The sequence below is a fragment of the Sphingobacterium sp. B29 genome, assembly GCF_001952815.1.
Classification (GTDB): Bacteria; Bacteroidota; Bacteroidia; order Sphingobacteriales; family Sphingobacteriaceae; genus Sphingobacterium; species Sphingobacterium siyangense.
On record NZ_CP019158.1, the window covers coordinates 3439109 to 3462504 of the forward strand.

25 protein-coding genes are annotated in these 23396 nt (G+C 41.0%); 13 read left to right on the forward strand and 12 right to left on the reverse strand.

Features of this window, described 5'->3' with window-relative positions; genetic code table 11:
- Positions 1–142 precede the first annotated feature (142 nt).
- Positions 143–346: a hypothetical protein gene (locus BV902_RS14435; RefSeq protein ID WP_145330573.1), complete on the forward strand. Its 204-nt coding sequence runs from the start codon at positions 143–145 to the stop codon at positions 344–346.
- A gap of 63 nt (positions 347–409) precedes the next feature.
- On the opposite strand, the gene BV902_RS28715 is transcribed toward BV902_RS14435, so the two are convergent.
- The 5 genes from BV902_RS28715 to BV902_RS14455 all read right to left on the reverse strand — a co-directional run bounded on the left by BV902_RS28715 (position 410) and on the right by BV902_RS14455 (position 2919).
- A complete protein-coding gene (locus BV902_RS28715; RefSeq protein ID WP_443019325.1) occupies positions 410–658 on the reverse strand; it encodes a Rho termination factor N-terminal domain-containing protein in 249 nt (82 codons plus the stop codon).
- Between the two features lie 91 nt (positions 659–749).
- Positions 750–1304, reverse strand: a complete 555-nt coding sequence (locus BV902_RS14445) for a type 1 glutamine amidotransferase domain-containing protein (RefSeq protein ID WP_075992549.1) — start codon at positions 1302–1304, stop codon at positions 750–752.
- Between the two features lie 134 nt (positions 1305–1438).
- Positions 1439–1666, reverse strand: coding sequence for a hypothetical protein (locus tag BV902_RS28115; RefSeq protein ID WP_237241636.1), 228 nt, complete (start codon positions 1664–1666; stop codon positions 1439–1441).
- Positions 1647–2174 (reverse strand): metallophosphoesterase family protein, encoded by a 528-nt coding sequence (locus BV902_RS14450; protein WP_237241638.1) that lies wholly within the window; start codon positions 2172–2174, stop codon positions 1647–1649. The genes BV902_RS28115 and BV902_RS14450 overlap by 20 nt, the downstream gene beginning before the upstream one ends.
- Before the next feature lies 1 nt (position 2175).
- Complete coding sequence (locus BV902_RS14455; protein ID WP_075992550.1) at positions 2176–2919, reverse strand: nucleotidyltransferase; 744 nt, start codon at positions 2917–2919, stop codon at positions 2176–2178.
- Between the two features lie 183 nt (positions 2920–3102).
- Between BV902_RS14455 and BV902_RS14460 the strand changes: the two genes are divergently transcribed.
- Both BV902_RS14460 and BV902_RS14465 read left to right on the forward strand, forming a co-directional pair.
- A complete protein-coding gene (locus BV902_RS14460; protein WP_083663621.1) occupies positions 3103–3633 on the forward strand; it encodes a DUF421 domain-containing protein in 531 nt (176 codons plus the stop codon).
- Between the two features lie 132 nt (positions 3634–3765).
- Entirely contained in the window at positions 3766–3996 is a 231-nt protein-coding gene (locus BV902_RS14465; RefSeq protein WP_075992551.1) for a hypothetical protein, read from the forward strand.
- 33 nt (positions 3997–4029) lie between these two features.
- Here the strand turns inward: BV902_RS14465 and BV902_RS14470 are convergent, their stop codons facing one another.
- The 3 genes from BV902_RS14470 to BV902_RS14480 all read right to left on the reverse strand — a co-directional run bounded on the left by BV902_RS14470 (position 4030) and on the right by BV902_RS14480 (position 5793).
- Positions 4030–4530 (reverse strand): hypothetical protein, encoded by a 501-nt coding sequence (locus tag BV902_RS14470; RefSeq protein WP_075994784.1) that lies wholly within the window; start codon positions 4528–4530, stop codon positions 4030–4032.
- 78 nt (positions 4531–4608) lie between these two features.
- Complete coding sequence (locus tag BV902_RS14475; RefSeq protein ID WP_075992552.1) at positions 4609–5217, reverse strand: DUF4142 domain-containing protein; 609 nt, start codon at positions 5215–5217, stop codon at positions 4609–4611.
- A 324-nt stretch (positions 5218–5541) separates the two neighbouring features.
- Positions 5542–5793: a hypothetical protein gene (locus BV902_RS14480; RefSeq protein WP_157626078.1), complete on the reverse strand. Its 252-nt coding sequence runs from the start codon at positions 5791–5793 to the stop codon at positions 5542–5544.
- 261 nt (positions 5794–6054) lie between these two features.
- On the opposite strand from BV902_RS14480, the gene BV902_RS14485 reads away from it, so the two are divergent.
- Positions 6055–6645, forward strand: coding sequence for a YciE/YciF ferroxidase family protein (locus BV902_RS14485; protein ID WP_075992554.1), 591 nt, complete (start codon positions 6055–6057; stop codon positions 6643–6645).
- 221 nt (positions 6646–6866) lie between these two features.
- On the opposite strand, the gene BV902_RS14490 is transcribed toward BV902_RS14485, so the two are convergent.
- Entirely contained in the window at positions 6867–7358 is a 492-nt protein-coding gene (locus BV902_RS14490) for a low affinity iron permease family protein (protein WP_075992555.1), read from the reverse strand.
- 135 nt (positions 7359–7493) lie between these two features.
- Positions 7494–8372, reverse strand: coding sequence for an AraC family transcriptional regulator (locus BV902_RS14495; protein ID WP_075992556.1), 879 nt, complete (start codon positions 8370–8372; stop codon positions 7494–7496).
- 162 nt (positions 8373–8534) lie between these two features.
- On the opposite strand from BV902_RS14495, the gene BV902_RS14500 reads away from it, so the two are divergent.
- The 7 genes from BV902_RS14500 to BV902_RS14530 all read left to right on the forward strand — a co-directional run bounded on the left by BV902_RS14500 (position 8535) and on the right by BV902_RS14530 (position 16114).
- The gene (locus BV902_RS14500; protein WP_237241641.1) at positions 8535–8963 is read left to right on the forward strand and encodes an L-rhamnose mutarotase; all 429 of its coding nucleotides are present in this window, start codon (positions 8535–8537) and stop codon (positions 8961–8963) included.
- 45 nt (positions 8964–9008) lie between these two features.
- Positions 9009–10055, forward strand: a complete 1047-nt coding sequence (locus tag BV902_RS14505) for an alpha-L-fucosidase (protein ID WP_075992557.1) — start codon at positions 9009–9011, stop codon at positions 10053–10055.
- 48 nt (positions 10056–10103) lie between these two features.
- Entirely contained in the window at positions 10104–11324 is a 1221-nt protein-coding gene (locus BV902_RS14510; protein ID WP_075992558.1) for an enolase C-terminal domain-like protein, read from the forward strand.
- A gap of 9 nt (positions 11325–11333) precedes the next feature.
- Entirely contained in the window at positions 11334–12977 is a 1644-nt protein-coding gene (locus tag BV902_RS14515) for a sodium:solute symporter (protein WP_075992559.1), read from the forward strand.
- Between the two features lie 57 nt (positions 12978–13034).
- Positions 13035–13805, forward strand: coding sequence for an SDR family NAD(P)-dependent oxidoreductase (locus tag BV902_RS14520; protein WP_075994786.1), 771 nt, complete (start codon positions 13035–13037; stop codon positions 13803–13805).
- A 99-nt stretch (positions 13806–13904) separates the two neighbouring features.
- A complete protein-coding gene (locus BV902_RS14525; protein WP_075992560.1) occupies positions 13905–15071 on the forward strand; it encodes an alpha-hydroxy acid oxidase in 1167 nt (388 codons plus the stop codon).
- 383 nt (positions 15072–15454) lie between these two features.
- The gene (locus BV902_RS14530; protein ID WP_075992561.1) at positions 15455–16114 is read left to right on the forward strand and encodes a DUF6266 family protein; all 660 of its coding nucleotides are present in this window, start codon (positions 15455–15457) and stop codon (positions 16112–16114) included.
- A 102-nt stretch (positions 16115–16216) separates the two neighbouring features.
- Here BV902_RS14530 and BV902_RS27565 read toward each other — a convergent pair whose 3' ends face one another.
- Complete coding sequence (locus BV902_RS27565) at positions 16217–16387, reverse strand: hypothetical protein (RefSeq protein WP_167512273.1); 171 nt, start codon at positions 16385–16387, stop codon at positions 16217–16219.
- 80 nt (positions 16388–16467) lie between these two features.
- The gene (locus BV902_RS14535) at positions 16468–18072 is read right to left on the reverse strand and encodes a fimbrillin family protein (protein WP_157626080.1); all 1605 of its coding nucleotides are present in this window, start codon (positions 18070–18072) and stop codon (positions 16468–16470) included.
- A 514-nt stretch (positions 18073–18586) separates the two neighbouring features.
- Here BV902_RS14535 and BV902_RS14540 point away from each other — a divergent pair.
- Both BV902_RS14540 and BV902_RS14545 read left to right on the forward strand, forming a co-directional pair.
- Positions 18587–18916 (forward strand): DUF6660 family protein, encoded by a 330-nt coding sequence (locus tag BV902_RS14540; protein ID WP_145330541.1) that lies wholly within the window; start codon positions 18587–18589, stop codon positions 18914–18916.
- A 152-nt stretch (positions 18917–19068) separates the two neighbouring features.
- Complete coding sequence (locus BV902_RS14545; RefSeq protein ID WP_075992564.1) at positions 19069–23391, forward strand: CusA/CzcA family heavy metal efflux RND transporter; 4323 nt, start codon at positions 19069–19071, stop codon at positions 23389–23391.
- The last annotated feature ends 5 nt before the right edge of the window (positions 23392–23396 follow it).

Sequence of the window (23396 nt, forward strand, 5' to 3'; positions counted from 1 at the left end):
TAAATTACATTGTAAAAACTTTTTGCAATTGAGTACTGTTCCTATGATCGAGAAAACCAATACAAAAAACACCGCTGGCCTTGTCCGATTTGGTTTTCACCATATGCTTATACATTGATTAAACAACAAAAAATAGATGAATATGGCTACAAAAAATGAAAACCGCGTTGTCGGGACCGAAATGGAAAAAAAGAAAAAGGTCAAGCTAGGAGTGAACGGGGAGTCACTTCGGGATGTAAACGATAAGGATCAAGGAGATGCCGAGGCTGGTGTAGACCCGCAGGTGGATCAGCTCAATGACATGCCCAATGACCCTGCTGATAGGCCCAAGGAAAGGAAGAAATAAAAAAGACCCGCATTTGCTGCGGGTCTTTTTTATAGTGGAAGAACCTATACGTTAAAAACGTCCCTATTTTTTGCCCTGTTTGTCGATGGCTTTAATAAGTTCATCTTTTGTCATATCATGACGACCCGTGATATCCATTTTCTTTGCCATTTCCAAGAGCTCAGCTTTGGTTTTTTCGGAACTTCCCTTTTGTGAACTCTTAGACGCAGAAGCGCTTTGAGCAGTTGCTGGAGCTGATTTTTTTTTCTTTGTTGCTGCTGTTGCCCTGCGATTGTCCTTTAACAGTCGTATGGCTTGAACTTTTTGTCGTATTCATAATGTTCTGTTTTATTTGTTACTTATATGCTGAACATGTTACAGACACAAAAGGTTGGTCGTTTTAATACGTTATTAGACGGTACTATTACGCTTTGTTCTTTTTTTCCATAGCAAATGCTTTGATAATGGCTTTATTAAAAGCGGGTAAATCGTCGGGCGTGCGGCTCGTAATAAGTTTATCGTCAACGACGACTTTACTGTCTTCCCATAATGCGCCTGCATTAATCAGGTCCATTTGAATGGCCTCGACAGACGTTATTTTTCTATCACGTACCAAATCCGCATTAATAAGTAATTGTGGGCCGTGACAAATTGCCGCGATCGGTTTATCACGTTCCCAAAAAGCATTAATCAAAGCAATAGCCGTTTTATTGGTTCTCAATTTATCGGGGCTTATGACTCCGCCGGGCAGCAGCAATCCATCGTACTTATCCTCTTCTGCCTCCTGAAGAGCAACATCGACAGGATAATCATTTGACCACTCATCACCATTTTTTGCGCGAACTTTTCCTTTAGCCGGTGATATAATGTCTGTTTTGGCACCTGCATTTTCCAGCGCTTCTTTGGGACTGGTCAATTCAATTTCTTCAAATCCATCTGCTACCAATATGGCAATCCGCTTATTTTTTAAATTTTCCATATCTAAAGTTTGTTTGTATATATGCTTTGTGTTCTTAAAGAGAACGGATCTAAACCTACGAAGGTTTGATATAAATTACCTTCGAGATGGGTTTTGCCAATTACCATAATGAGAAGTTAAAGTTGATTTTGAATTTAGATATCGATAAGTGCAAAGCATGTATCGTCGCCATGATGAGCTTTCAGTACAGGTACTGCCACATTATAAATCGGTATTCCGGCGGGGGATAGGGCTTTGAATTTCCCCGCATGCGCATGCCCATGAAAGGCAGCAGTAACTTTACGCCGCTGGAGCGGCTCCATTAAATGTGTTGAGCCTAAGAAAGGATAAATCTGTTCGGGTTCACCCAATACTGTTTCCACTATAGGTGCATAATGGAGTAAAGCGACTTTTTTTTATAGCTGCATGCTCTTGCTCTAACCTTGCCAAGGCACGGTCCAGTAGCAATGATTCGTTTACAGCTTCCTGCACAAAACTTTTCATGGCATCTTCGCCGAACATCGACAACATATAACGGTCAAACCCACCACCAAATCCTTTTACCCCGGCAAAACCAATATTTTCGATCACGATTGCTTCGCCGTCCAAAACCGTAATTTTACTGTCGGTCAAAATTTGTCGAATCTGTTTCTGCCGGCCTTTTTCATAATCGTGATTTCCTAATACGGCGAGGACCGGAACTTTGATGGATTGAAGTTCGGCAACGAGTAATTCAGCTTCTTCTTCATCCCCCGTGTCGGTTAAATCACCACATAATAGCAGGACTTTTGCTTTTTCTGAAATTTCTTCAAATTTTGTTTTCCATTTTCCATGCTGGTTTGCATTCATATGTATATCGCCCAAAGCGGCTATTGTTGTCTTTTTATTCATCTCAAACAGTTTTTATGGTATATGATTTATAATCCCATTCTTTAATATCGATCTCATATTGTGTCTGGTCGATGAGCGGTCCAAGGCAAACTTTCTCTAAGCAAGGAGGCAGTTCATACTGGTCTGCTGCGCGCTTAATAAGCTGATCAAATAATTCCTTTGGTAGAATATCGCGATAGTCATGCGGATAGGTAAACTGAAAGATGAGCATTTGGGCCAACAAGAGGTGCCAATGTTGATCCATCCGGGATAATAAACGATCCCAGTCCAGTTTCTTCCCATATTTTAGCCAAATATGGTTTATATCGGCGCTATCGTGCCGCTCTCGGTTTTGCACATACAGTTTACACCAAACGAGTTCTTCTGCGGGTATATAACGTACGGTTGTATCAAACAACACTCCCTCAGGCCCCCTGTCAAACCAATCTTGTTCCACAGTACAATTGTGATTGACACTATCAAAAATAATGTCAATAAAATAGGGGGGCTTATAAATCTTGGCCAGCCATCTTACATCCGTCAATTCCGTTTTATAACCACTGGCGGCAAAATGCTTGAGAATTTTTGGGTATTCGCTGCTTTTGCAAAAAATATCCATGTCTTTCGTAGGCCGTATGATCCCTGTGTAGTGAAACATAGCCAAACCGCCACCTACCATAAATTGACATCCGTTCTCTTGTAGCAGTCTCAATGTATCTTGAAAGAAAGCCAAGCAATCCTCAGGTGGATTATCTAAATGAATCATATTGTCTACTTTTTATTAAAGACAGTCAAATAAATGCAGTAGTTTGTTGATAGTCAATGAAAACGTATTATCCACCAGATTAATAGTAAAAGTACTCTATTTAAAAATTTTTGGAACTCGGAGGGCTCTTATCGATGTTCTGAAATAAAATGGTCTGAAATAAAATAGAGGGCTCATTGCCTGATGAAGTATGGATGGACATATCACAACGATCTAAACAGCATAGATATGGACAGTTTTTTTGGCTCTGGTGAGGATCTCACAATGTTACAGATGGGATCGCGCGCGTTTATTATGTTTATTATAGCGCTTTTTCTGGTTCGACTAGGAGGAATTCGAATTCTCGGCCGAAAGTCGGGTGTGGATTTCGTAATCATTATTATGCTAGGTGCAGTGTTGGCTAGAGGGATAGTTGGCGCCTCGCCGTTCCTGTCAACGGTGTTCGCTGGCTTTGTCATGATTATTGTCAATAAAATCCTGGCCCAGGTATCGGCCCGGCTTCCCTATTTGGGTAATATGGTAAAAGGTAAGCCGGCTGTTTTATACAAGAACGGTAAAATCCAATGGGATCAGATGGATCGACTGGGTGTAAGTCGCACAGATCTACTGACGAGCTTGCGGCTAGAAACAAACAGTAAGCACCTTGATGAAGTAGATATGGCTTTAATGGAACCGAATGGCCGAATAAGCTTTACACTCAAGGAAAGAAAATAAATATTTAACAGATAACTCTTCCTTGGTAAAACCATATTGTGACGTCGAAAGGGATCACCTGAATCAAAGCCTATTGACACTTCACATAGCTAATCTGGGAAGGGGTAAAAAACATAAATAAAAGATAAGATTATGATAAAATATTTTTATTTGACCATCGCATTTGTGGCAACAGCAATATCTTGCGATAATAGGGCTAATAATGAAGGAGAGGAAACTTTGATAGACACCGCAGTCAACCAAAATGGTCTACCGTTAGACAATATTCACCGAAGCCGCGGAAAAGATACGACAAAAAATGACGGGAGCGCAAAAGAAGGGGTGCCATTGGACAATCTGGATCGCGGTAAAAATACGGATTGACCCAGTTGTATCTTTGCGAACGATGGTGCAAAATTATTTACTTACAGAGCGATAATAGATCCAACCTGGTAACTGCTCCAATGGGTTTGGTATTTTCAGATCTATAAGAGTATTCAACCCTAGTTCTTGGGACAATTTTCCAAATGCATCTATGTCGTGAACGGGATAGAATATCGCGTGTTCATTGGGCATATCCACATTGCCTTGTAACCAGCGGTAGCCCTCGGCATGTAGATTGTCAATAAAGGTATCGGTAATAACCTCTAGGTAACGCATCATTTTGTTGATCCACATAAGTTCATCCTTCGCTCGCGTCGGATAGTGTTCATGTGTGAAATCGAGGATCAGTTGTTCGCCCTCCATGTCCCAGCCATCGCGAATCATTGCAAGCCCCATAGCCCTCACTTCTTCCTGATAAAAATCCTGCCCATAGCTCATTTTAATTTCGCCCGCAATAGGGCTGTCTTCTATTTTAGCACGTAGCGCCATTTGTCTATTAAGAAGTTCATGTATGTAGTCGAATGTCTGTTCCATGGTATGATAAGAATTAACGAGGGACATCGCCTTTATGGCTTTGTCCTTCGGAGTGAATAAATGAAATAAATATGCTTATTATTTTAATGTCGGTTTGAGCACTTTGTTCTTAACAGCTGGCGATGGCGCATTTGGTGTAATGTGCATATCACTTATCGAAGGATCTGAAGGCTGCATATTTTTAATTTGATCAAGATGTTTTTCAAATGCGGGAATTTTATCAGTAGCGAATTTCTTAAGGTCAGCATCTGTAATTGCTGTGCCTGTGCTCGCATCTTTGAAAAGTGAAATGGCATCCTGATGACTCTTAACCATCAGATCGGTATAGATGCGGTCAAAACTTGCTGTGTCCGCATGATTGAGTTGGTCGATCATGGATTTATAATTTTGATCGTCACTCGTACTCAGCTGCCAATTTTTACTCTTTACAATGGTCGACAGTTCATTTCCTACAGCAGTATGATCGTCTGCGATCATCTGTGCATATTGTTTTATATTCGCGTTTTGTGATTTTGCAAGAGCAATGCTTGCTGCCTGCAGTTCGAAATTGTTGCTGGCCGTGGCTTTGCTGGCGAAGTCCAGGTCTCCAGGCTGTGGCTGAGCGGGTTTGCTGTCTTGCGCCTGAACAGTTAAAATGCAAGCAAAAATCACTAGCAGCGTTCCCAAAGTTTTTAAAAAGGTTTTCATAATGCTATTGTTTAATTGTTAACGATGTATGCTATTTCGGTTGTCATTTCCTTGTTTGTCCATAACTAATGATAGTAGAAGATGCTAAAATGGATAAGACGATACCGATGATATAAACATAGACTCCTTTATGTGTGTGTTTTAAATAGTGAACAGTGGTCGAGAAGCTAGGGTTTGGAACTGTTATATTTTACGTATTTAAATCGAAAACGGTGTTGTTTACGTAAATGCATCGTACAAATTCGTATTATACCATGATTAAAGCTTTTATGTCAATTTCGGAACATCAAAAATAAATTACTCAGCTAAACTAAAAACAGGCAGCTATGAAACAGTTGTTTTTTGGCTGGGTATCTCCGGTTCTTCCTCGGCAATGCCTAGGTCTATTTCTTCATCCGTTTTAGAATCTTCCTGATCAATTTCCGGTTGTTGATACGGTGTGTTTTCCGGTAGATCTTCTTCATGCTCGTCCGGAATATCGTTCGGAAGATTTTCGGGACCTGATTGTGATACGATCGTTGAACCGAGAATGGCCATACCTCGATGGGCATCCTGAGTTGTGCAATTTTTATTCATACTACATTTAATTTATAATCATTTGTTGATGAACCACCGCTGTTGCTTGATCGTTAACTGTGTTAGTACGCAATTTAGCATGATTTGTACGTTAATTGTAGCGTGGTTCTTCTTTTGGGGCCTTGTGTCGGAAAAACGTGTTTTTACTGGAGATATGTGGTAAATGCTTGATTTGGAAGTATCAGCGTGATTTGCTGAACGAAAAAAGTTTGAGATCTGTTTATTTGACGAACAGCTCTTCGGAGCATAAAACTTATTATTATGGCAACAACATCAGCAGACAAAAGCAAAACAAGCACAAAATCAGGTAGCACATCAACTTCAGCATCTGCTTCGGAAGGAAGAAAGCTACGTGCCGAGGCAGGTGCAGCAAAAGATTTAGCGGAATTATTTGAAGATGGTCTAAAAGATATTTACTGGGCTGAGAAAGCGCTGACAAAGGCACTTCCTAAGATGGAAAAAAATGCAAGTTCAAAACAATTGAAATCTGCTATTTCTAAACATTTGGCGGAAACAGAAACGCATGTGGGGCGCCTCGAACAATGTTTTGAGTTTATAGGAGTGAAAGCAAAAGCTGAAAAATGCGAAGCGATGGCGGGCTTGGTTGAAGAAGCAGAAAGCCTTATGAAAGAAACAGAAGTCGGGTCTGTTCGGGATGCCGCTATTATTGCTGCGGCTCAAAAGGTGGAACATTATGAAATTGCTACTTATGGCACACTGGCGGCTTTTGCAAAAGTGCTGGAACATAAGGATGCTTTGAAATTGCTACTTGAAACACTGGATGAGGAAAAGAAATGTGACGAAGATCTAAGTGCGCTGGCCGATACAAATCTTAATTCGAAAGCTAAATAGGTAGCTGTCTATAACACGATTGTGAAAACCGAAGAAAATGATCAGTAAGTGTGTTGCTAAAAGCACCTATGTAAAGAAAGTATAAAAGGCTCAATCCAATTTTGCTGGGACTTTTCCAAAAAATGAGCTATGAAATACTCTAATATGGGAAGCACGGCTTTACAATTTATAATAATCCCCATTACGGGGATTTATTTTTTTATCATTAATAATTTGAAATGCTAATCCGTCTTGTCTGTTCTGTTACCGTCTGTGGCGGTGTGTCTTTCTTTTCGAGCCTTCATTTTAAAAGCGTGATTTTCCTTTGCGGCATCAATTGAATGTGTGCAGGTAAGGTCACCTTCCTGAAGCGCCAATTTAGCGACGTGGGCATAAAATTTTGCAAGCTGATCAAGTTCTTCTTCACTGAGATCTTCCAAATTAACCATTCTATTGCTAGTGCCCTCGTGAGAGGCAATCAATTCATTGAGCTTGAGGTGGATTGCCTTTGAATCCTTATTCTGCGATTTTTGAATAAGAAATACCATTAGAAAAGTAACAATGGTCGTACCTGTATTGATGACCAGTTGCCAGGTTTCAGCGTAGTTAAATATGGGACCACTCACTGCCCAAATGATAACTGTAGATGTTGCAATAATAAATGCCGCTGAACTACCAGTTGCGTGTGTCGCCCAGTTTGAGAACCGTTCAAATAAGTTTTTTCTCTTTTTCATCGCCAAACTTTAAGTTTCTATAGAGACCCCACTGAAACTGAATTTGTTTGCATTTATTAGCTTTATCTTAAAAGATCCGTTCTTCAAAGGTTTTTCTGCTCCATAGCTAAGAATAGCCTACCTGCTTTGGTGCTACTACCGTATTTGAGCTTTGTACTGACTAGGTGTGATTCCTTTAATTGACTTGAAGATTTTATTAAAGTTTGAAAGGCTATTAAAACCACAAGCATAAGCAATGTGCGTGATTTGATGCTTATTTTCAAAAATCAATCTACAGGATTCACTAATGCGCACCTCATTGACAAACTGGACGAAGGTTTTCTGCGTACGGGATTTGAAGTAACGGCAAAAGGAATGTTTCGACATATTAGATAGCTGCGCAACTTGATCCAATTGAATTTCTCTGGTATAGTTGTTAAAAACGAATTTAAAGATGCTGTCAATTTTACTATTGTCAATAGGACTATAGTTGTGGGTGTATCCCGCGCTGGAGAGGTAATCAAATTCATCTGTGGATAACATCAATTCGATAATCTCCAATAACAAAATGGTTTTCTCAAAGCCATAATCCAGCTGTACGATCTTTTTTAGCTTTACCTTTAATTTTTCCTTTGTTGCACCACGGAATAGGAGACCACGTTTTGAGGCCGAAAAGAATGCTTCGATTTTGTGCGTCTGAAAGAAATGCCCTAAAACTTTAATCATTAATTTAGGTTCTATATACAAGGCCAAAGAGCGGGATGTCTTTGTCTCCGCAATAGCAGAGTCCTGGCAATTTATATTGTTATTGTGCCAAACATGTGGCAGATCGGGCCCTACAAAAGTGAGTTCATCAGAAACAAAGTTACTCACATTATCTCCAATGATCCGTTTTCCCTCACTTTCCACAATATAGGTCATTTGACAGGCGCTATGAAAGTGAAATTCGGTGGAGAAGAATGGTCGCTGCACATCTTTGGTCGCAAAAGTCGTAATAGCTGCACCTTCCAGAATTTTTGCAAAAACAGGTTTCATGCGTTTGGTTATTTTAATTAAGAGCAAGTAATATAGCTTATTTTGCCCTAAAAAGAGGTAAGCAGAGGTAAAAATGTTAATATAGTGGGAGAATTAAGCAATCTAGCAGTAGTCACAGAACTGTTAAGCGCGTAATTTCGTATAAAATAACGCGTAGAGCTTATGAATCCTAAATTATATCCTTATCGCATGATGATCGTCTTTGTCGTACTCTGTGCGACAGCCTTTCGGTCTACAGAAAGAAGCCGCCCTATGGCTCGCTATGCATCTATAACAGGATTAAAAGCAGAGAAAGTAGCTTATTATAAGAAGCTTCATGCTAAGGTTTGGCCCACGGTACTTCGAAAGATCAAGGCATGTCATATCCGCAATTATTCTATTTTTTTGAAGGAAATAGACGGTAAATTTTTTCTTTTTAGCTATTTCGAATATGTAGGACAAAATTTCAAGCTTGATATGCAGAAGATGGCGTCCGATCCAGAGACACAGCGTTGGTGGAAAGAAACAGATCCTTGTCAGCAACCCCTGTCCGATGCACAGGAGAAAGGGGAGATATGGTCTGGTATGGCGGAAGTATTCCATACGGAATAAAGAAAGAAAAAGAATGAATGCTGTAATAACCAACATTATATAACCATGAGAAAGAAATTATTATTTAGTTTGGCACTTGCTGTATTGGGAACAAATCTTTGTGCGCAGACAAAGACTATTGTACCTGTTCCATCGATACACCCCAATGCTTATCAGCGGGAGCAAATTGACCGAAAATATGGTATGTTCGTTCATTTTGGCATGAATACATTTCATGACCAGGAGTGGACAGACGGATCTAAACCTGCTAGCTCGTATGCGCCATCGGCTATTGAGGTTAAACAGTGGGTTTCAACGGCAAAGGAAGCTGGGATGAAGTACATGATTTTGGTTACGAAACATCATGAAGGTTTTTGTTTATGGGATAGTAAGTATACGGACTACGATGTGGCGAGTTCTTCAAACGCGACAAATGTTGTGCAGGAGCTGGCTAAAGAATGCGCCAAACAGGGGATGCGCCTTGGTTTGTATTATTCTTTATGGGACCGAAAGCAGAACCCCAATGTAAAAGACATGTCTGCAGATGCAGCATATAATCAATATATGTTGAACCAGCTTAGTGAGTTGGTTGATATGACCAAAAAGTATACAGATATCGTTGAGCTTTGGCTGGACGGTGGCTGGGAAAAAGAGAGCTATCGATGGCCCACGCAGGCGATTTACAATTTGATCAAGAAAAAGATGCCCGGATGTCAAATTGGTATAAACTGGAGTATAGGATCACCTGAGAACACAGACAAACACATTGTTTTGCCGAAAGATCAGCAGAATTATTATCCTATACGTTACTTTCCAAGTGACTTTAGGCTAGGCGATCCTTATCTTCCCATCAATCCTGATCCTAAGCTTTTTATGGCCCAGGGGAATACGTACTATATGCCTTTTGAGACAACAGTGGTACTTGGAGAACGCTGGTTTTATAATACTACAGACAAGAAGTATAAGTCTTTGGAAGAGCTTGCGGGGATTTATCAGACCGCAACCGCACAAGACAATATCCTGATCTTAAACGTTGGTCCCAATCGGATGGGACGCATAAAGGATTCGGATGTTGACATTTTGCGCAAATTAAAGAATAAGTTAAAGTTGTAATTCAAAATAGATTAACCTAAACACTAAAAACAAGTACGTTAAAATTTTATGATAAAGACGTTTGATATTCAGGATCGGAGATTTCCTTTGGCTACAGGTGCGGGCAGTGATGCGATACACAAGGATCCGATCTATTCTTATGCTGTGACTCTATTGGCAGATGATAAGGGGCGTGTAGGCACAGGTCTGGCTTTTACACTGGGAGAAGGAAATGAGCTGGTCTGTCGTGCTGCAGCTTTCTATGCCGAACGATTGAAAGGGATTCCAATTGAAGATCTTATGGCAAATTTTGGTCAATTGTTTAATAAGTTGAGCAACGAACAGCAATTTCGTTGGTTGGGTCCCCATAAAGGTATCGTTCATCTGGCCCTAGGTTCGGTAACAAATGCCTGTTTTGACCTCTGGGCTAAAACGAGAGGAGTTCCACTTTGGAAGCTGTTAACCGACCTCAGTGCTGAAGAGATTGTCAATACGTTGGATCTTTCCTATTTGGAAGATGAGTTTACAAAGGGTGAAGCCATCAGCCTGTTGGAGTCGACTATCTCAACTGGTCATAAAAGAATGGACATTATTGAAAAGGGCTATGCGGGCTACGATACATCAGTAGGCTGGTTTAACTATTCTGATGAAAAAGTACGGGAGAATTGTAAACGTGCTTTAGATAACGGTTTCTCCGCAATGAAACTCAAAGTAGGTAGTGAAGATACATTACGGGATATTCGTCGTGCGCATATTGTACGGGAGGTTGCGGGTGATGAAGCTAAAGTAATGCTCGATGCGAATCAGCAATGGACGCTACCTCAGGCGCTATCCATCTGTCAAGAGCTTAAGGAGATGAATCCTTTTTGGGTAGAGGAGCCGACACATCCTGACGACATTGTTGGACATAAACGCTTAGCCGAGCACATTGCGCCGATAAAAGTTGCCATGGGTGAGCATGTGCCGAACCGTATCTTGTTTAAAAATTACCTTCAAATGGGTGCGGCGGGATTTGTACAGGTGGATGCTGTTCGGGTCGGCGGCGTGAGCGAGTTTATTTCAGTGAGTCTACTTTGTCGAAAATACAATATTCCTGTTGTACCGCATGTCGGTGATATGGGGCAGCTTCATCAGCATCTTGTTTTGTTTAACCATATAAGCCTTGGGCATGAGGCTTTGTTTTTGGAGCATATTCCACACCTAAAGTCTCATTTTGTACATCCTGTGTCTATAGCGAATGGCGTGTACCGTACCCCAATGGATGTGGGAAGCAGTTGTGATTTGTTATAAGTTGACGTTATGTTAGGAAATTTAGATTTAGGTATCGCCATCTTTTATATTGTGTTGATTTTGGTTGTCGGCATATTGGCTGGATCAGGGCGATTTAAGAAAGTGAAGGAAATAAGCGCTGAAGGGTATTTTTTGGCTGGAAAGACACTTCGGTGGCCAGCCATTGGGTTGGCGCTTTTTGCAACTAATATTTCAACGGTACATCTGGTTAGTTTGGCACAGAGCGGATTTGATACAGGCTTGCTTAACGGCAACTTTGAATGGATGGCTGCCTTTACTTTAATCTTACTGGCGCTTTTTTTTGTGCCATTTTACCTCAAATCGGGTGTTACAACTTTGCCTGACTTTCTGGAACGGCGTTATGATCGTTCCAGCAGAGATTGGCTCACGTTTATATCCATACTATCGGCCATTGTTATTCATATCGCTTTTTCGATGTTGGCCGGAGGGATTGTGCTACGAACACTTTTTGGATTTAATATGTATTTGAGTATTACGGTAATCTGTGTGATAACTGGAATATATACGATATTGGGTGGGCTGCGCGCTGTTGTGGTGACGGAATCTATCCAGACAATTGTGTTGCTTGCAGGAGCTTTTATTATCAGTTTTGCAGCTTTTGACAAGATGGGCGGTTGGATGCCTATGAAAGCTGTTCTGGCGCAGGATAATGCCCTTGATCGTCTTTCTATGCTCCGTGGTAGCAACGATGGAAGTGGAATGCCTTGGTATGCCGTATTGTTTGGCTATCCGATTTTAGGCATCTGGTACTGGTGTGCCGATCAGACGATTGTTCAGCGCGTTTTAGGAGCCAAGGACGAAAACCATGGACGTGTGGGTGCCCTTTTTTGTGGTTTTCTGAAAATTTTGCCTGTATTTATTTTTGTGCTTCCGGGGCTATTTGCGTATACGCTGTTTAAAACAGGTCAATTGGATTTAAGCAGTCTTGGCGTAGACCATCAAGGGCAGGTCAATTCAAAAGGTATCTATACACTCATGATTACGCAACTTTTGCCTTCAGGATTGATCGGTGTGTTGGTAGCGGCGCTCTTATCGGGTTTAATGAGTCAGATATCGGGTGCACTAAATTCGATATCGACCATGGTGAGTTACGATATCTTTAAACAGCGACGCTCTGCTGCTTCCGATGGACAGCTTATTCGTATCGGGAAAATTGCCGCAGTTATTGCCATGGGATTTTCCCTGGCTCTTTTACCACTATTGGATCGCTATGAGAGTATTTTTTATGGCATAAATGATGTGATTGCTCATATTGCACCACCAATAACCTGCGTGTTTCTTTTAGGTGTTTTTTGGAAAGGAGCATCAGCAACAGCTGCAAAACTTACCCTGTGGATAGGTTCTGTTTTGGGGGTTGCCGTATTTTTGCTGAATAAGCTGCTACCTGACTCGTGGGTAGGGCAGACACCATTTATGATGATGGCTTTCTATCTGTTTTTGATCTGTATGTTACTTCAGGTTTTGTTATCGTATAAGTATCCCGTGCAGCATACTGCACAAAGTCGGGATTTGTACTGGAAGAACCCCGTGGATCCACTTCGGGGAAAAGCCTGGTCGGGTATCGGGAATTACCGTATTTTGTCTGCATTGCTGTTAGCTATTGTCGTGATTTTATATGTAATTTTCAACTAATTTTTAATTTGTTCCGATTCTTTGGAACTTGATGCTAAATACAAGAATAATAAAAACGTGAAAACCTTAGAAGATAAAATAATATTGATTACAGGAGGAACTGCTGGAATCGGTTTGGAATGTGTAAAAGCCTATGTCAGAGCAGGGGCAAAGGTTGCTTTTATTGGTCTCGATCAAGGATCGGTAGATGCTACAGCTGAACTGATCGGTGCGCCACATATCGGTATCTGTGCGGATGTTACGCAAGCCCGCGAAGTTGACCTGGCCATCCAAAAGACTGTTGCTGTTTTTGGGCGGCTGGATGCAATCCATAACAATGCTGGTCTGGCAAGCCCAGCAAAGCCTTTGCATGAAACTACGGACGATGAATGGACAAGGTTGCTGGAAACCAACATGAAAAGTGTTCTTCTGACTACACGGTATGGCTATCCTCATTTAAAGGAATCTGCTGGTTGTATTCTAAATACGAGCAGTTTAGTGGGGGATATTGGCCAGGAGAACCATGCGGCATATGCCGCCACAAAGGGTGCTATCAACGCGTTGACAAAATCTATGGCCATAGACTATGCGTCTGTCGGTATTCGTGTCAATTCGGTTATGCCTGCAGCTGTTATGACACCCATGCTCAACAAATGGACACTGGAGCAAGCGCATCCAACACAGGTTTTTGACTTTTTGAAGGATATTCATTTGCTGGGATACTGTCCCGAGGGCGATGTTATTGCCGATGCCTGTGTGTTTCTGCTGTCAAACCAAGCACGCTTTATCACAGGGGTAAATCTACCTGTAAGTGGTGGTGCTGAATTGGGGTATCGCAGAAATGTATGACAGATTTTTTTATATTAGCTACAATTAGCTTGCATTTGAAATGCAATTTTTCTAAGTTTGGCGCGCAGTCATAGACTGTTTATAAATAATATATCAATCATGAGCCAGAAATTTATATATAATACACGTTATCCTTCTGTTGAAGATCTAAAGATTAAAGCGAAGAAAAGGATTCCCCGATTTGCATTTGATTATCTGACCGGAGGTGCAAATGAAGAATTGAACCTTGCCAGAAATGAGAATGATTTTGATAATATTCTGTTGAAGCCGCAATATCTGCTTGCGAGCGAAGAAATAGACCTATCTGTAGAATTATTCGGTCGTCGTTACAGTGCACCTTTTGGTGTTTCACCTATCGGACTTCAGGGATTGATGTGGCCGAATGCGCCTGAAATTCTTGCGAAAGCGGCAGCAAAAAATGATATTCCCTATATTTTGAGTACAGTATCAACAAGTAGTATTGAACGTATTGCCGAGGTATCTGATGGGAAAGCCTGGTTTCAGCTCTATCATCCTACGGAAAACAGGTTGCGTGATGATATTATTAAACGTCTGGAGGCTGTTGAATGTCCGGTATTGGTAGTTCTGGTGGATGTGCCTGCTTTTGGACTTCGTTATCGTGAAATAAAAAGCGGATTGTCTATGCCGCCTAAAATGAGTATCGCCAATATTTTACAAACCTTTGCCTGTCCAACTTGGGGGATAGAAACATTAAGGCATGGAATTCCTTCTTTTGCAACATTGAAGCCTTACATGGAAAAGGGACTTGATTTAGCGCAGCTGGGACAGTTTATGAACAGAACCTTTACGGGTAAAGTTGATGTTGAGAAAATTAAAGCTATTCGGGATCTTTGGAAAGGGCCCCTGGTGCTTAAAGGGATTGCCACCGATGAAGATATGCAGGCTGCTATCGCATTGGGCGTTGATGGAGTCATTGTGTCAAATCATGGTGGACGACAGCTCGATGCAAGTGAATCTTCGATCAATTCATTGATCCACTTGGCGAGCAACCCAGACTATAAAAAGAAGATAAAAATCATGTTAGATGGTGGTATTCGATCAGGGGTTGACCTCGCGCGGGCACATGCAGTTGGATCGGATTTCAATTTTATGGGAAGACCATTTATGTATGGGGTTGGCGCATTGGGCAATGAAGGTGGGGAACATACAATCAATATGTTTAAGACGCATTTGTTTCAGGTTATGAAGCAATTGAGTCTTTCAAAGATTGAAGATTTTCCAAAACGTCTGCAGGCTGTCCTGTAACTGCAGCAGTAGGTCGAGTTTCCGATCCAGCCTTGGGCTGGCAATAAGACCTACGATAAAAAGAAGAAGATGTCTCTTATGTTTGTATTAAGCAAATGTAGGAGACATTTTTTTTACGTTATAGTTCGCATGAAAGGTCGTCGGCTTTTACCTTTTCTCCTTTAGTTCTTAGATGCAACAGATGGTAATCAAATTCCACTTTTAAACAGTGCTTGTTCAGTGTTCGTTCAGTGCTTGTTCAGTGCTTGCTCAGTGAAGACTGAATAAACAGTGACTAATTACTGTCTAAGTATTGATTGAAAACTGTTTTTAGCTATAATTTGGTATGCGTATTTTTCCGTATTAATGTTTATCTTTATTATCTATAACATAATCAAGTAATTATGGCAATAATCAAAAATGGTGTAAATGGAACTGTTTCCGGGAAAGCAGGTTCTGTTGTGTTTGTGTCGACTAAAACAGGAAATTATGTACGATCTCTCCCTAGCGTTAAAAAACGGGAGCCCACTCCTAAGCAACTGCTGAGTAGAAAACGCTTCAAAATTGTGAGGTCACATATTAGCCAATTAAAACCGATCATCAATATGGGGTATAAGGTGTACAGCTATCCTAAACGGGCATACGATATAGCGATGTCTTATAATCTGAATAAAGCACTTATCCAGGAAGAAGACGGTTTTGTCGTTGATTGGTCGAAATTTATGATTGCCAAAGGAAGCCCCAATCCCATTACTTCCTACACAATGGATTTCGATCAAGAAAACCAAGTGCTTCAGGTCACCTGGGAATATGATGCTTATCTGGAGGAAAAGTTTGACACGGGATCTTACGATTCGTTCTTAATCCTGTATAATGCAGCGGATCATGGGGGCGGGTATCCACTTGTGATGAACGATTTGAAAAGCAGCTTAATGTCTGGCAAACAAAATGTTGAAATTCCAAAAAATAGAAAGGAAGTGACCTATGAGGTGTATATCTTTTTTATCGAAAGTTATGGTGGAGGTAATACAGACAGTCTGCACTTGGGTACGCTAAAGGTTTGACAATAAAAAATATGGATGACACGATCGTCTATTATAAAATTGCATAAAAAGGGGCAATTCATTTTTGACTGCCCCTTCCTTTTGTTTACTGTTGAAAATAGTTTACCAGTCGATATTTCTATTATCTGTTGATCCTACTTCCCATTGTTCGTTTACTTTACCGCTGTTGGCATCTTCTGGTCTGGCATATGCCGAACCAGCTGCAATACCTTGTTCAAGTTCGATTGTCGTTGTATTAATTTTGGGGGCGATGTACGCTAATTTCTTTTCCATAATAGCTATTTTTTACGTGCTGTTTTTCTTTGTTATACGCAGCAAGATTTAGTCTTTCCGATTATTGATCTATTTATTGATTATTGGCAAGGGATTTTCTTCTTTCCGGCACCTATACCCTTGATAATAGTACGTCCATCAACAAGTTGGGTTACTTTTACGGTGTTGCTTTGTGTTGCACTCCAAGGGAATGTGTTGAAGCTGTTGCCATTCACGAGTTTAAGTTCGTATAAAGGACCGCCGGATGTTTTACTACCAAACATGGTCACCTGGCCAGTTCTGCTGATGACAAGTTTGATCAATGGACTTGTACTTGTACCTTTCATGTTGTAAACCTGATCGATTCTTTTGTTGGTTTCAATATTGTTGCCAGCGTATTTGCTTCCATCAACAAACTGGATATTTTGAGAAGAAGAAGCGCCCACCTCAAATTGAATTTCCTGTTTCGCTAATTTGACACCATTTACTTCCATGTTGAATGCATTGTCCAGTTCGGTAATGTCGAAAACAAAACCATAATCTGCCGCTGGAGCGGTGAAGTTTCTATCAATTGTTGTCCCATTGGCATAGAATTTACCGTCTTTCATAATACCAGTTTTACCACCCGATGTTGTTGCCGGATAGCTCCAGTTCAAGCCACTGCTGGTTACATCTTGTGTACAGGTTCTGAAGTTAAGTTTCAGATCGTATTTTTGTCCAGGATTGATCTTAACATTTGGAATGGTGATGTTTGTTTTGGTTTCACCATCAAGAGTTAGACTGCCGAGCATCAATGTCCCGTTGCTGGTGGTGGGGTGGATCAATAATGATGGGTTACTGATGATAGTACGTAAGCCATTTCCTAAAGCCGGGAATTGCGTGGTCACACCAGCGTTGTTCAAGCCATTGTACGTTAATGTTTCATCTGAGAATTTTAAATTTGCACTACTGTGACTAGGTTTTAGTACTGCAGTCCCGATTTGAGTGATGGCCCCGGTCATACTTGGATCCATGGTCAATGTTGTGGTGATTTGGCTAAATCTGTGTTTTAACACAACATTTAAATTGTTTACACCATTTTTTAACGTTAATGTGCCTGTGTAATACATTAAGTCGCCACTTATATTGTTTAAGCTGGCTGTGGATAGTGTGTTTTGATTGTTAATATCCGGTAATGCTGCGGTGCTATTGATCGAATAGGCAATGAACGTATATGATTTTCCGGCATCAAGAACGATACCTGCGGCAGTAGCTTCCTCACCATAGCTATAATCTTTTGCCGTTACGTAAGCTCCTTGGCTGTCATAGACAACAACTTTATACTTGACGTTTTTGTCCAATGGCTTCTCTTGTGTTTGGACAGCCGCTAGTTTGGGGTTGGATGAAGCAACGAGGCTTTTTGTAACCGCAGAATTGTTTGTTAGGACAACGTCAACTGAACCACCGTTTTCTAACGGTACAGTCATTTCCTGTACATCAGGTGCATTGCTTGATGAATGCGATGCGTTTGCAGATGCTTGCTTTTGAACAGCATTGTTGTCTGTTTCATTGTAAGCTTCTACGCCCGATAGATTGATTTTAACGACAGTTTCTCCTGTTAACGCGGTGTTTTCTCCGCTTTTGTTACATGAGTAGAGGCTAAGCGCGAAAGCGCTGCAGCCTAGCATGAACAGGTTTGTCAGTCGGCGATGGGGGATTAGATTCATGTTAATTGACATTTTGTTTTGTTATTGATTTTTGATTATTTGATTTCGTTGTTTATTTGTTTTGTTAAAAAAAAATCTTGCAGTTGTATGCGTATTTGTGTTTAAAATGTGGTATACCATTGCTTTTTTATTGCTTTTATTTTTTATCGATGCAATTATATAAATAGCATTTTACTTAATAGACTGTATTTGTGTTATCTTGTATTTCTTGTAGAGAAATATCTACAATAGTGCTGTTTTGTATTTAAAATGCTGTTTAAACATGTTTTATGCGTTTTTCTGTTAATTATAATTCGTTTTATTTGAATAATAATTTACTTATAATTAATATGTGTGTCAGGTGATAGTGTAGTTTAGGATTGTGCGGTTTTATGAGGCCTAAGGGGTAAAAAAAAATGCTCGGTTGAAAGCGCCGGTCTCCTTATTTTATAGGAGGCAATGGAGATGACGCTAACCAATAGATTTCTTGGGTCAAGGGGAGATTTTGATTTATTTTTTTTAAATTTGCGTATTCATGAGGTTAATTGTTTTCATATTGATAGCATATATTATGGGACTTTCTTTTGTTCCCTGCAGTGATTCTAGCAATCGCTGTGAGCAGACTGCTATGGAAATACAATTAAACCAAACGCATAACCATAGTGATGATGCATCTGATGCCTGTTCTATTTTCTGCTATTGCAATTGTTGCAGTGGAAATATAACGGCTTATGCCTATCAATTCCCGCAAATAGATGGTGTCCCGGTATCAATTTATTTTGATAATCGTAATCCTTTACACAATACAGCGATTGTTTCCAGTTATTTTGGAAGCATCTGGCAGCCGCCGAAAGTTAATGCTTAATTTTTCGTAAAAATTCTAAAAACAAATCTGATGGAGCGCGCTATGCTGTTCTTTATTCAGCTTTGTGCTCGGAATCCGTTTGTTGTATTTTATTACGACAAGCGCTGAAGATATTCTAACGAGCTATTATTTAAGCATTAATCACGTATATTGTGTTAGATCATATTATAAAATTTAGCATTAAGAACAAGATCGTTATCGGTTTAATGACCTTGTTGCTTATCATTTGGGGGGCATGGAGTGCGACGAAACTACCCATAGATGCCGTTCCCGATATTACCAATAATCAAGTCCAGATCTTTACCTCTTGTCCAACTCTTGCCGGACAGGAAGTAGAGCAATTGGTGACTTTTCCAATTGAACAAAGTATTGCAACTGTACCCAAAATTGAGGAGATCAGGAGTATTTCACGCTTTGGTCTTTCTGTCATTACCGTTGTTTTTGATGATGATGTAGATATCTATTTTGCCCGTCAGCTGATCGGTGAGCGTTTGAAAGAAGCGGTGGATCAGATTCCACAGGGTATTGGTAAACCTGAGTTGGCTCCAGTAAGTACCGGATTGGGAGAAGTATATCAATATATTATCCATCCCAAAAAGGGAAGCGAAAAGAAATACAACGCAAAAGATTTGCGAACCATGCAAGATTGGATTGTTGCCCGTCAGCTTTATGGAACTCCTGGAATTGCCGAGGTCAATAGTTTCGGTGGTGAGCTTAAACAATATGAAGTAGCTGTTGATCCGAATAGACTTAAAGCGATGAATATCACGATCCCGGAGATATTTACTGCTTTAGAGAAAAATAATCAAAATACAGGTGGTGCCTATATTGATAAAAAACCGAATGCATACTTTATCCGGGGGATTGGACTGGCGACCTCTTTGGAGGATGTCAGAAATATCGCTATCCGAAAATCAGGGTCTATACCGATTTATGTAAAAGATGTTGCAGATGTACGTTTTGGTCATGCTGTGCGTTATGGAGCCTTGACATACAATGGTGAGGTAGATGCTGTGGGTGGTGTTGTCATGATGCTAAAGGGTGAAAACAGCAATGAGGTGGTCAATCGTGTGAAAGAAAAACTACCGACTATTCAAAAGTCTTTGCCTGATGATGTGGTTATAGAGCCCTATTTGGACCGAACAGACCTTGTTGGGCGTGCGATCAGTACTGTTGAAAAAAATCTAATTGAAGGCGCCCTGATCGTAATTTTTGTCCTGGTATTATTTCTTGGGAACTTGCGGGCAGGTCTTATCGTTGCTTCGGCGATTCCACTGGCGCTGCTGTTTGCACTTGGACTGATGAACGTCTTCGGCGTAAGTGCCAATTTAATGAGTTTGGGTGCGATAGACTTCGGTTTGATTGTGGACGGAGCAGTCATTGTGGTGGAAGCTACGCTACACCACTTAGGCTTACGAAAGTCAACCGAGAAATTGACCCAGGCCGAAATGGACCATGAGGTATTTGAGTCTGCTTCAAAGATTCGTACCAGTGCAGCCTTTGGTGAGATCATTATTCTTATTGTCTATATTCCAATTTTAACATTGGTGGGTGTTGAAGGAAAAATGTTTCGTCCAATGGCGCAAACAGTTGGGTTTGCCATTTTCGGGGCATTGATTCTCTCGTTAACCTATATCCCCATGATGTGCGCTCTGTTTCTGCCGAAAAAATACAGCGACAAGAAAACGTTGAGTGACCGGATGATTGCGGGACTACAACGTATTTATGCGCCTTTATTACAGAAAGCCATTCGGTTTAAATACCTGATCGTGAGTTTAACTGTTGCCATTTTTGCTTTGTCGGCCTTCTTTTTCAAGAACATGGGGGGCGAGTTTATTCCACAATTGCAGGAAGGCGATTATGCATTCCATTGTATACTTCCTCAGGGAAGCTCGCTTTCGCAAAGTATTGAAACTTCTATGCAGGCTTCCCGGATTATCAAAGAGTTCGATGAAGTGAAGATGGTTGTCGGTAAAACAGGAGCTGCGGAGGTGCCGACAGACCCTATGCCGCCGGAAGCGACAGATATTATGGTGGTATTGAAGCCTCAAAAAGAGTGGAAGTCGGGCCGTTCTTATGAAGAACTGGGCAGCGCTATTCTGGAGAAGCTAGAAGTAATCCCGGGTGTCTTCTTTGAGAAAAATCAACCTATTCAAATGCGTTTCAATGAGTTAATGACGGGTGTCCGTCAGGATGTTGCTGTAAAGATCTTCGGTGAAAACATCGACTCACTGGCCGCTTACGCCAATGTGGTTGCCGCTCAGATTCAATCTGTTCAAGGGGCAACTTCTCCACAGGTGGAGCGTGTATCGGGTCTCCCGCAAATTAATATCGTTTATGACCGCACCCGTATCGCGAATTATGGATTGACAATTCAGGACGTTAATGATGTGGTGAGTACCGCCTTTGCCGGTCGGAGTACGGGCCAGATCTATGAAAATGAGCGTCGCTTTGATCTGGTCGTCAGGTTAGATACAACACACCGAAATAGTATTGATGATGTGCGTAATCTGATGATTCCTACAGATACGGGTACGCAGATCCCTCTTTCTCAGGTTGCTGCCATTGATTATAAATTGGGGCCGGCCCAAATCAGTCGCGAAGCTGGTAAACGAAGAATAGTGATTGGATTTAATGTGGCAGGGCGTGATGTTCAAACCGTAGTAAAGGATATCCAGCAACAATTGGCTACAAATGTAAAACTTCCTGCGGGTTATTATTTCACCTATGGAGGTCAGTTCGAGAATTTGCAAAAAGCGAGTTCACGTCTGCTGATTGCTGTGCCAGTTTCCTTATTGCTTATTTTTATGCTGTTGTATTTCACATTCCATTCCTTTAAGCAGGCCACGCTAATTTTTACCGCAATACCAATGAGTGCTATCGGGGGTGTCTTTGCATTGATGTTGCGCGGTATGCCTTTCAGTATTAGTGCCGGTATTGGTTTTATCGCCTTGTTTGGTGTGGCCGTACTCAACGGAATCGTTTTAATTGGGACATTCAATCAGTTGAAAAAAGAGGGCGTCGATGATATTTTTCAACGCGTTAAAGAAGGTACTTTGACCCGTTTACGTCCTGTACTGATGACAGCGACAGTGGCCTCACTGGGCTTTTTACCGATGGCAATAAGTACAAGTGCCGGCGCTGAAGTTCAGAAGCCTTTGGCAACGGTTGTTATTGGCGGATTGATAACGGCAACTTTCCTGACGTTGTTTGTACTGCCCTTATTGTATATAATCTTTAATTCTAAATTGAATATGAAACGAAGTAGGGATGCGAAGACCTTTGTTACAGTACTTGCTTTCTTATTTATGGCCTTGGGATCTCAGGTGTTTGGCCAAGAGCGCATTTCTGTTACAGAAGCTGTGGAAACTGCGTTGAAGAGCAATCGACAGTTTCAGATCAACCAGGCTGAAATCGTAGGTGCTGGTTTCAATGAAAAAACGGCGACCGAAATCCCCAAGACCGGGATTTTCGCAGAAAATGAAGATTACCGTCCTACGGATAAGGTCGGCTTATTGAAAATTGGTATAACGCAAAGTATTGCCTGGCCCGGGCTCTATGCGGCGCGCAAGGAGTATTTTAAACAGCAGCTAAAATATGCGAATTTAAATACGGATGTATTGAAAACTGCGATTACCAAAGACGTGAGGACAGCCTATTTTCAACTTTGGTATCTCCAGGATCGCCAAAAGCTGTATATGGAGCTGGATAGCATCTATACAGCCATGTTCAAAGCAACTGAACTTCGCTTCAGAACGGGTGACGTGGCTGCGCTGGACAAGATCGCAGCTGAAGCAAAACTGAAGGAACTGCAAGCACAGCTTGTTCAAAACAAAAAGGACATTGTTATCCAGCAACAGCAACTTATGCTCTTGTTGGACCGTAACGAGTGGATGCTCCCATTGGATCAGTCCTTGGAGAAGATTGTCGTGAACGCCAGTCCATCTGAGGAAACAACACATCCTTTACTTGTTTTACAGCAGCAAAACGTAAATATCGCTACATCAAATATCAGTGTTCAGAAAAATACAAATAAGCCTGAGTTCTCGGGTCGATTTTTTTCCCAACGTGTTTGGGGAGCCAAAGATCCATTATCGGGATTTTCGGTCTCCGCATCTTTTCCGGTATTTGGCCTAGGCGCGTATAAAAGTAAAGTGAAGGCTGCCAACGCTGAAATGGAAGTTCAACAGCGTAAGTTGGAATATGAGACGCAGGTATTCCAGACAAATAAAGGAAACGCACTTGCTGAAATTGACAAGAATAGTGCGTTACTACAATTTTATGAGTCTTCGGGTTTAAAACAAGCTGATGCCATCATTAAAGCGGCTAGTTTGGGTTATAGGACAGGGGAGATCAATTTTGCTGAATTGAGTCAATTTTTAAGTCAGGCCATTGGGATTCGCCAGAATTATTTAGACGTCCTCAATCAGTATAATCAATCAGCAATTCAATATAATTACTTCAATAACAAATAAGTCAG

What these genes read in the sequence shown, in the direction of transcription:
- BV902_RS14435 (WP_145330573.1), top strand. Translation starts at nt 143, where the DNA reads ATGGCTACAAAAAATGAAAACCGCGTTGTCGGGACCGAAATGGAAAAA.
- BV902_RS14500 (WP_237241641.1), top strand. Translation starts at nt 8,535, where the DNA reads ATGAATCCTAAATTATATCCTTATCGCATGATGATCGTCTTTGTCGTA.
- BV902_RS14445 (WP_075992549.1), bottom strand. Translation starts at nt 1,304, where the DNA reads ATGGAAAATTTAAAAAATAAGCGGATTGCCATATTGGTAGCAGATGGA.
- BV902_RS14455 (WP_075992550.1), bottom strand. Translation starts at nt 2,919, where the DNA reads ATGATTCATTTAGATAATCCACCTGAGGATTGCTTGGCTTTCTTTCAA.
- BV902_RS14530 (WP_075992561.1), top strand. Translation starts at nt 15,455, where the DNA reads ATGGCAATAATCAAAAATGGTGTAAATGGAACTGTTTCCGGGAAAGCA.
- BV902_RS14480 (WP_157626078.1), bottom strand. Translation starts at nt 5,793, where the DNA reads ATGAATAAAAATTGCACAACTCAGGATGCCCATCGAGGTATGGCCATT.
- BV902_RS27565 (WP_167512273.1), bottom strand. Translation starts at nt 16,387, where the DNA reads ATGGAAAAGAAATTAGCGTACATCGCCCCCAAAATTAATACAACGACA.
- BV902_RS14515 (WP_075992559.1), top strand. Translation starts at nt 11,334, where the DNA reads ATGTTAGGAAATTTAGATTTAGGTATCGCCATCTTTTATATTGTGTTG.
- BV902_RS14470 (WP_075994784.1), bottom strand. Translation starts at nt 4,530, where the DNA reads ATGGAACAGACATTCGACTACATACATGAACTTCTTAATAGACAAATG.
- BV902_RS14540 (WP_145330541.1), top strand. Translation starts at nt 18,587, where the DNA reads ATGAGGTTAATTGTTTTCATATTGATAGCATATATTATGGGACTTTCT.
- BV902_RS14490 (WP_075992555.1), bottom strand. Translation starts at nt 7,358, where the DNA reads ATGAAAAAGAGAAAAAACTTATTTGAACGGTTCTCAAACTGGGCGACA.
- BV902_RS14465 (WP_075992551.1), top strand. Translation starts at nt 3,766, where the DNA reads ATGATAAAATATTTTTATTTGACCATCGCATTTGTGGCAACAGCAATA.
- BV902_RS14475 (WP_075992552.1), bottom strand. Translation starts at nt 5,217, where the DNA reads ATGAAAACCTTTTTAAAAACTTTGGGAACGCTGCTAGTGATTTTTGCT.
- BV902_RS14450 (WP_237241638.1), bottom strand. Translation starts at nt 2,174, where the DNA reads ATGAATAAAAAGACAACAATAGCCGCTTTGGGCGATATACATATGAAT.
- BV902_RS14485 (WP_075992554.1), top strand. Translation starts at nt 6,055, where the DNA reads ATGGCAACAACATCAGCAGACAAAAGCAAAACAAGCACAAAATCAGGT.
- BV902_RS14535 (WP_157626080.1), bottom strand. Translation starts at nt 18,072, where the DNA reads ATGAATCTAATCCCCCATCGCCGACTGACAAACCTGTTCATGCTAGGC.
- BV902_RS14525 (WP_075992560.1), top strand. Translation starts at nt 13,905, where the DNA reads ATGAGCCAGAAATTTATATATAATACACGTTATCCTTCTGTTGAAGAT.
- BV902_RS14505 (WP_075992557.1), top strand. Translation starts at nt 9,009, where the DNA reads ATGAGAAAGAAATTATTATTTAGTTTGGCACTTGCTGTATTGGGAACA.
- BV902_RS14510 (WP_075992558.1), top strand. Translation starts at nt 10,104, where the DNA reads ATGATAAAGACGTTTGATATTCAGGATCGGAGATTTCCTTTGGCTACA.
- BV902_RS14495 (WP_075992556.1), bottom strand. Translation starts at nt 8,372, where the DNA reads ATGAAACCTGTTTTTGCAAAAATTCTGGAAGGTGCAGCTATTACGACT.
- BV902_RS14460 (WP_083663621.1), top strand. Translation starts at nt 3,103, where the DNA reads ATGAAGTATGGATGGACATATCACAACGATCTAAACAGCATAGATATG.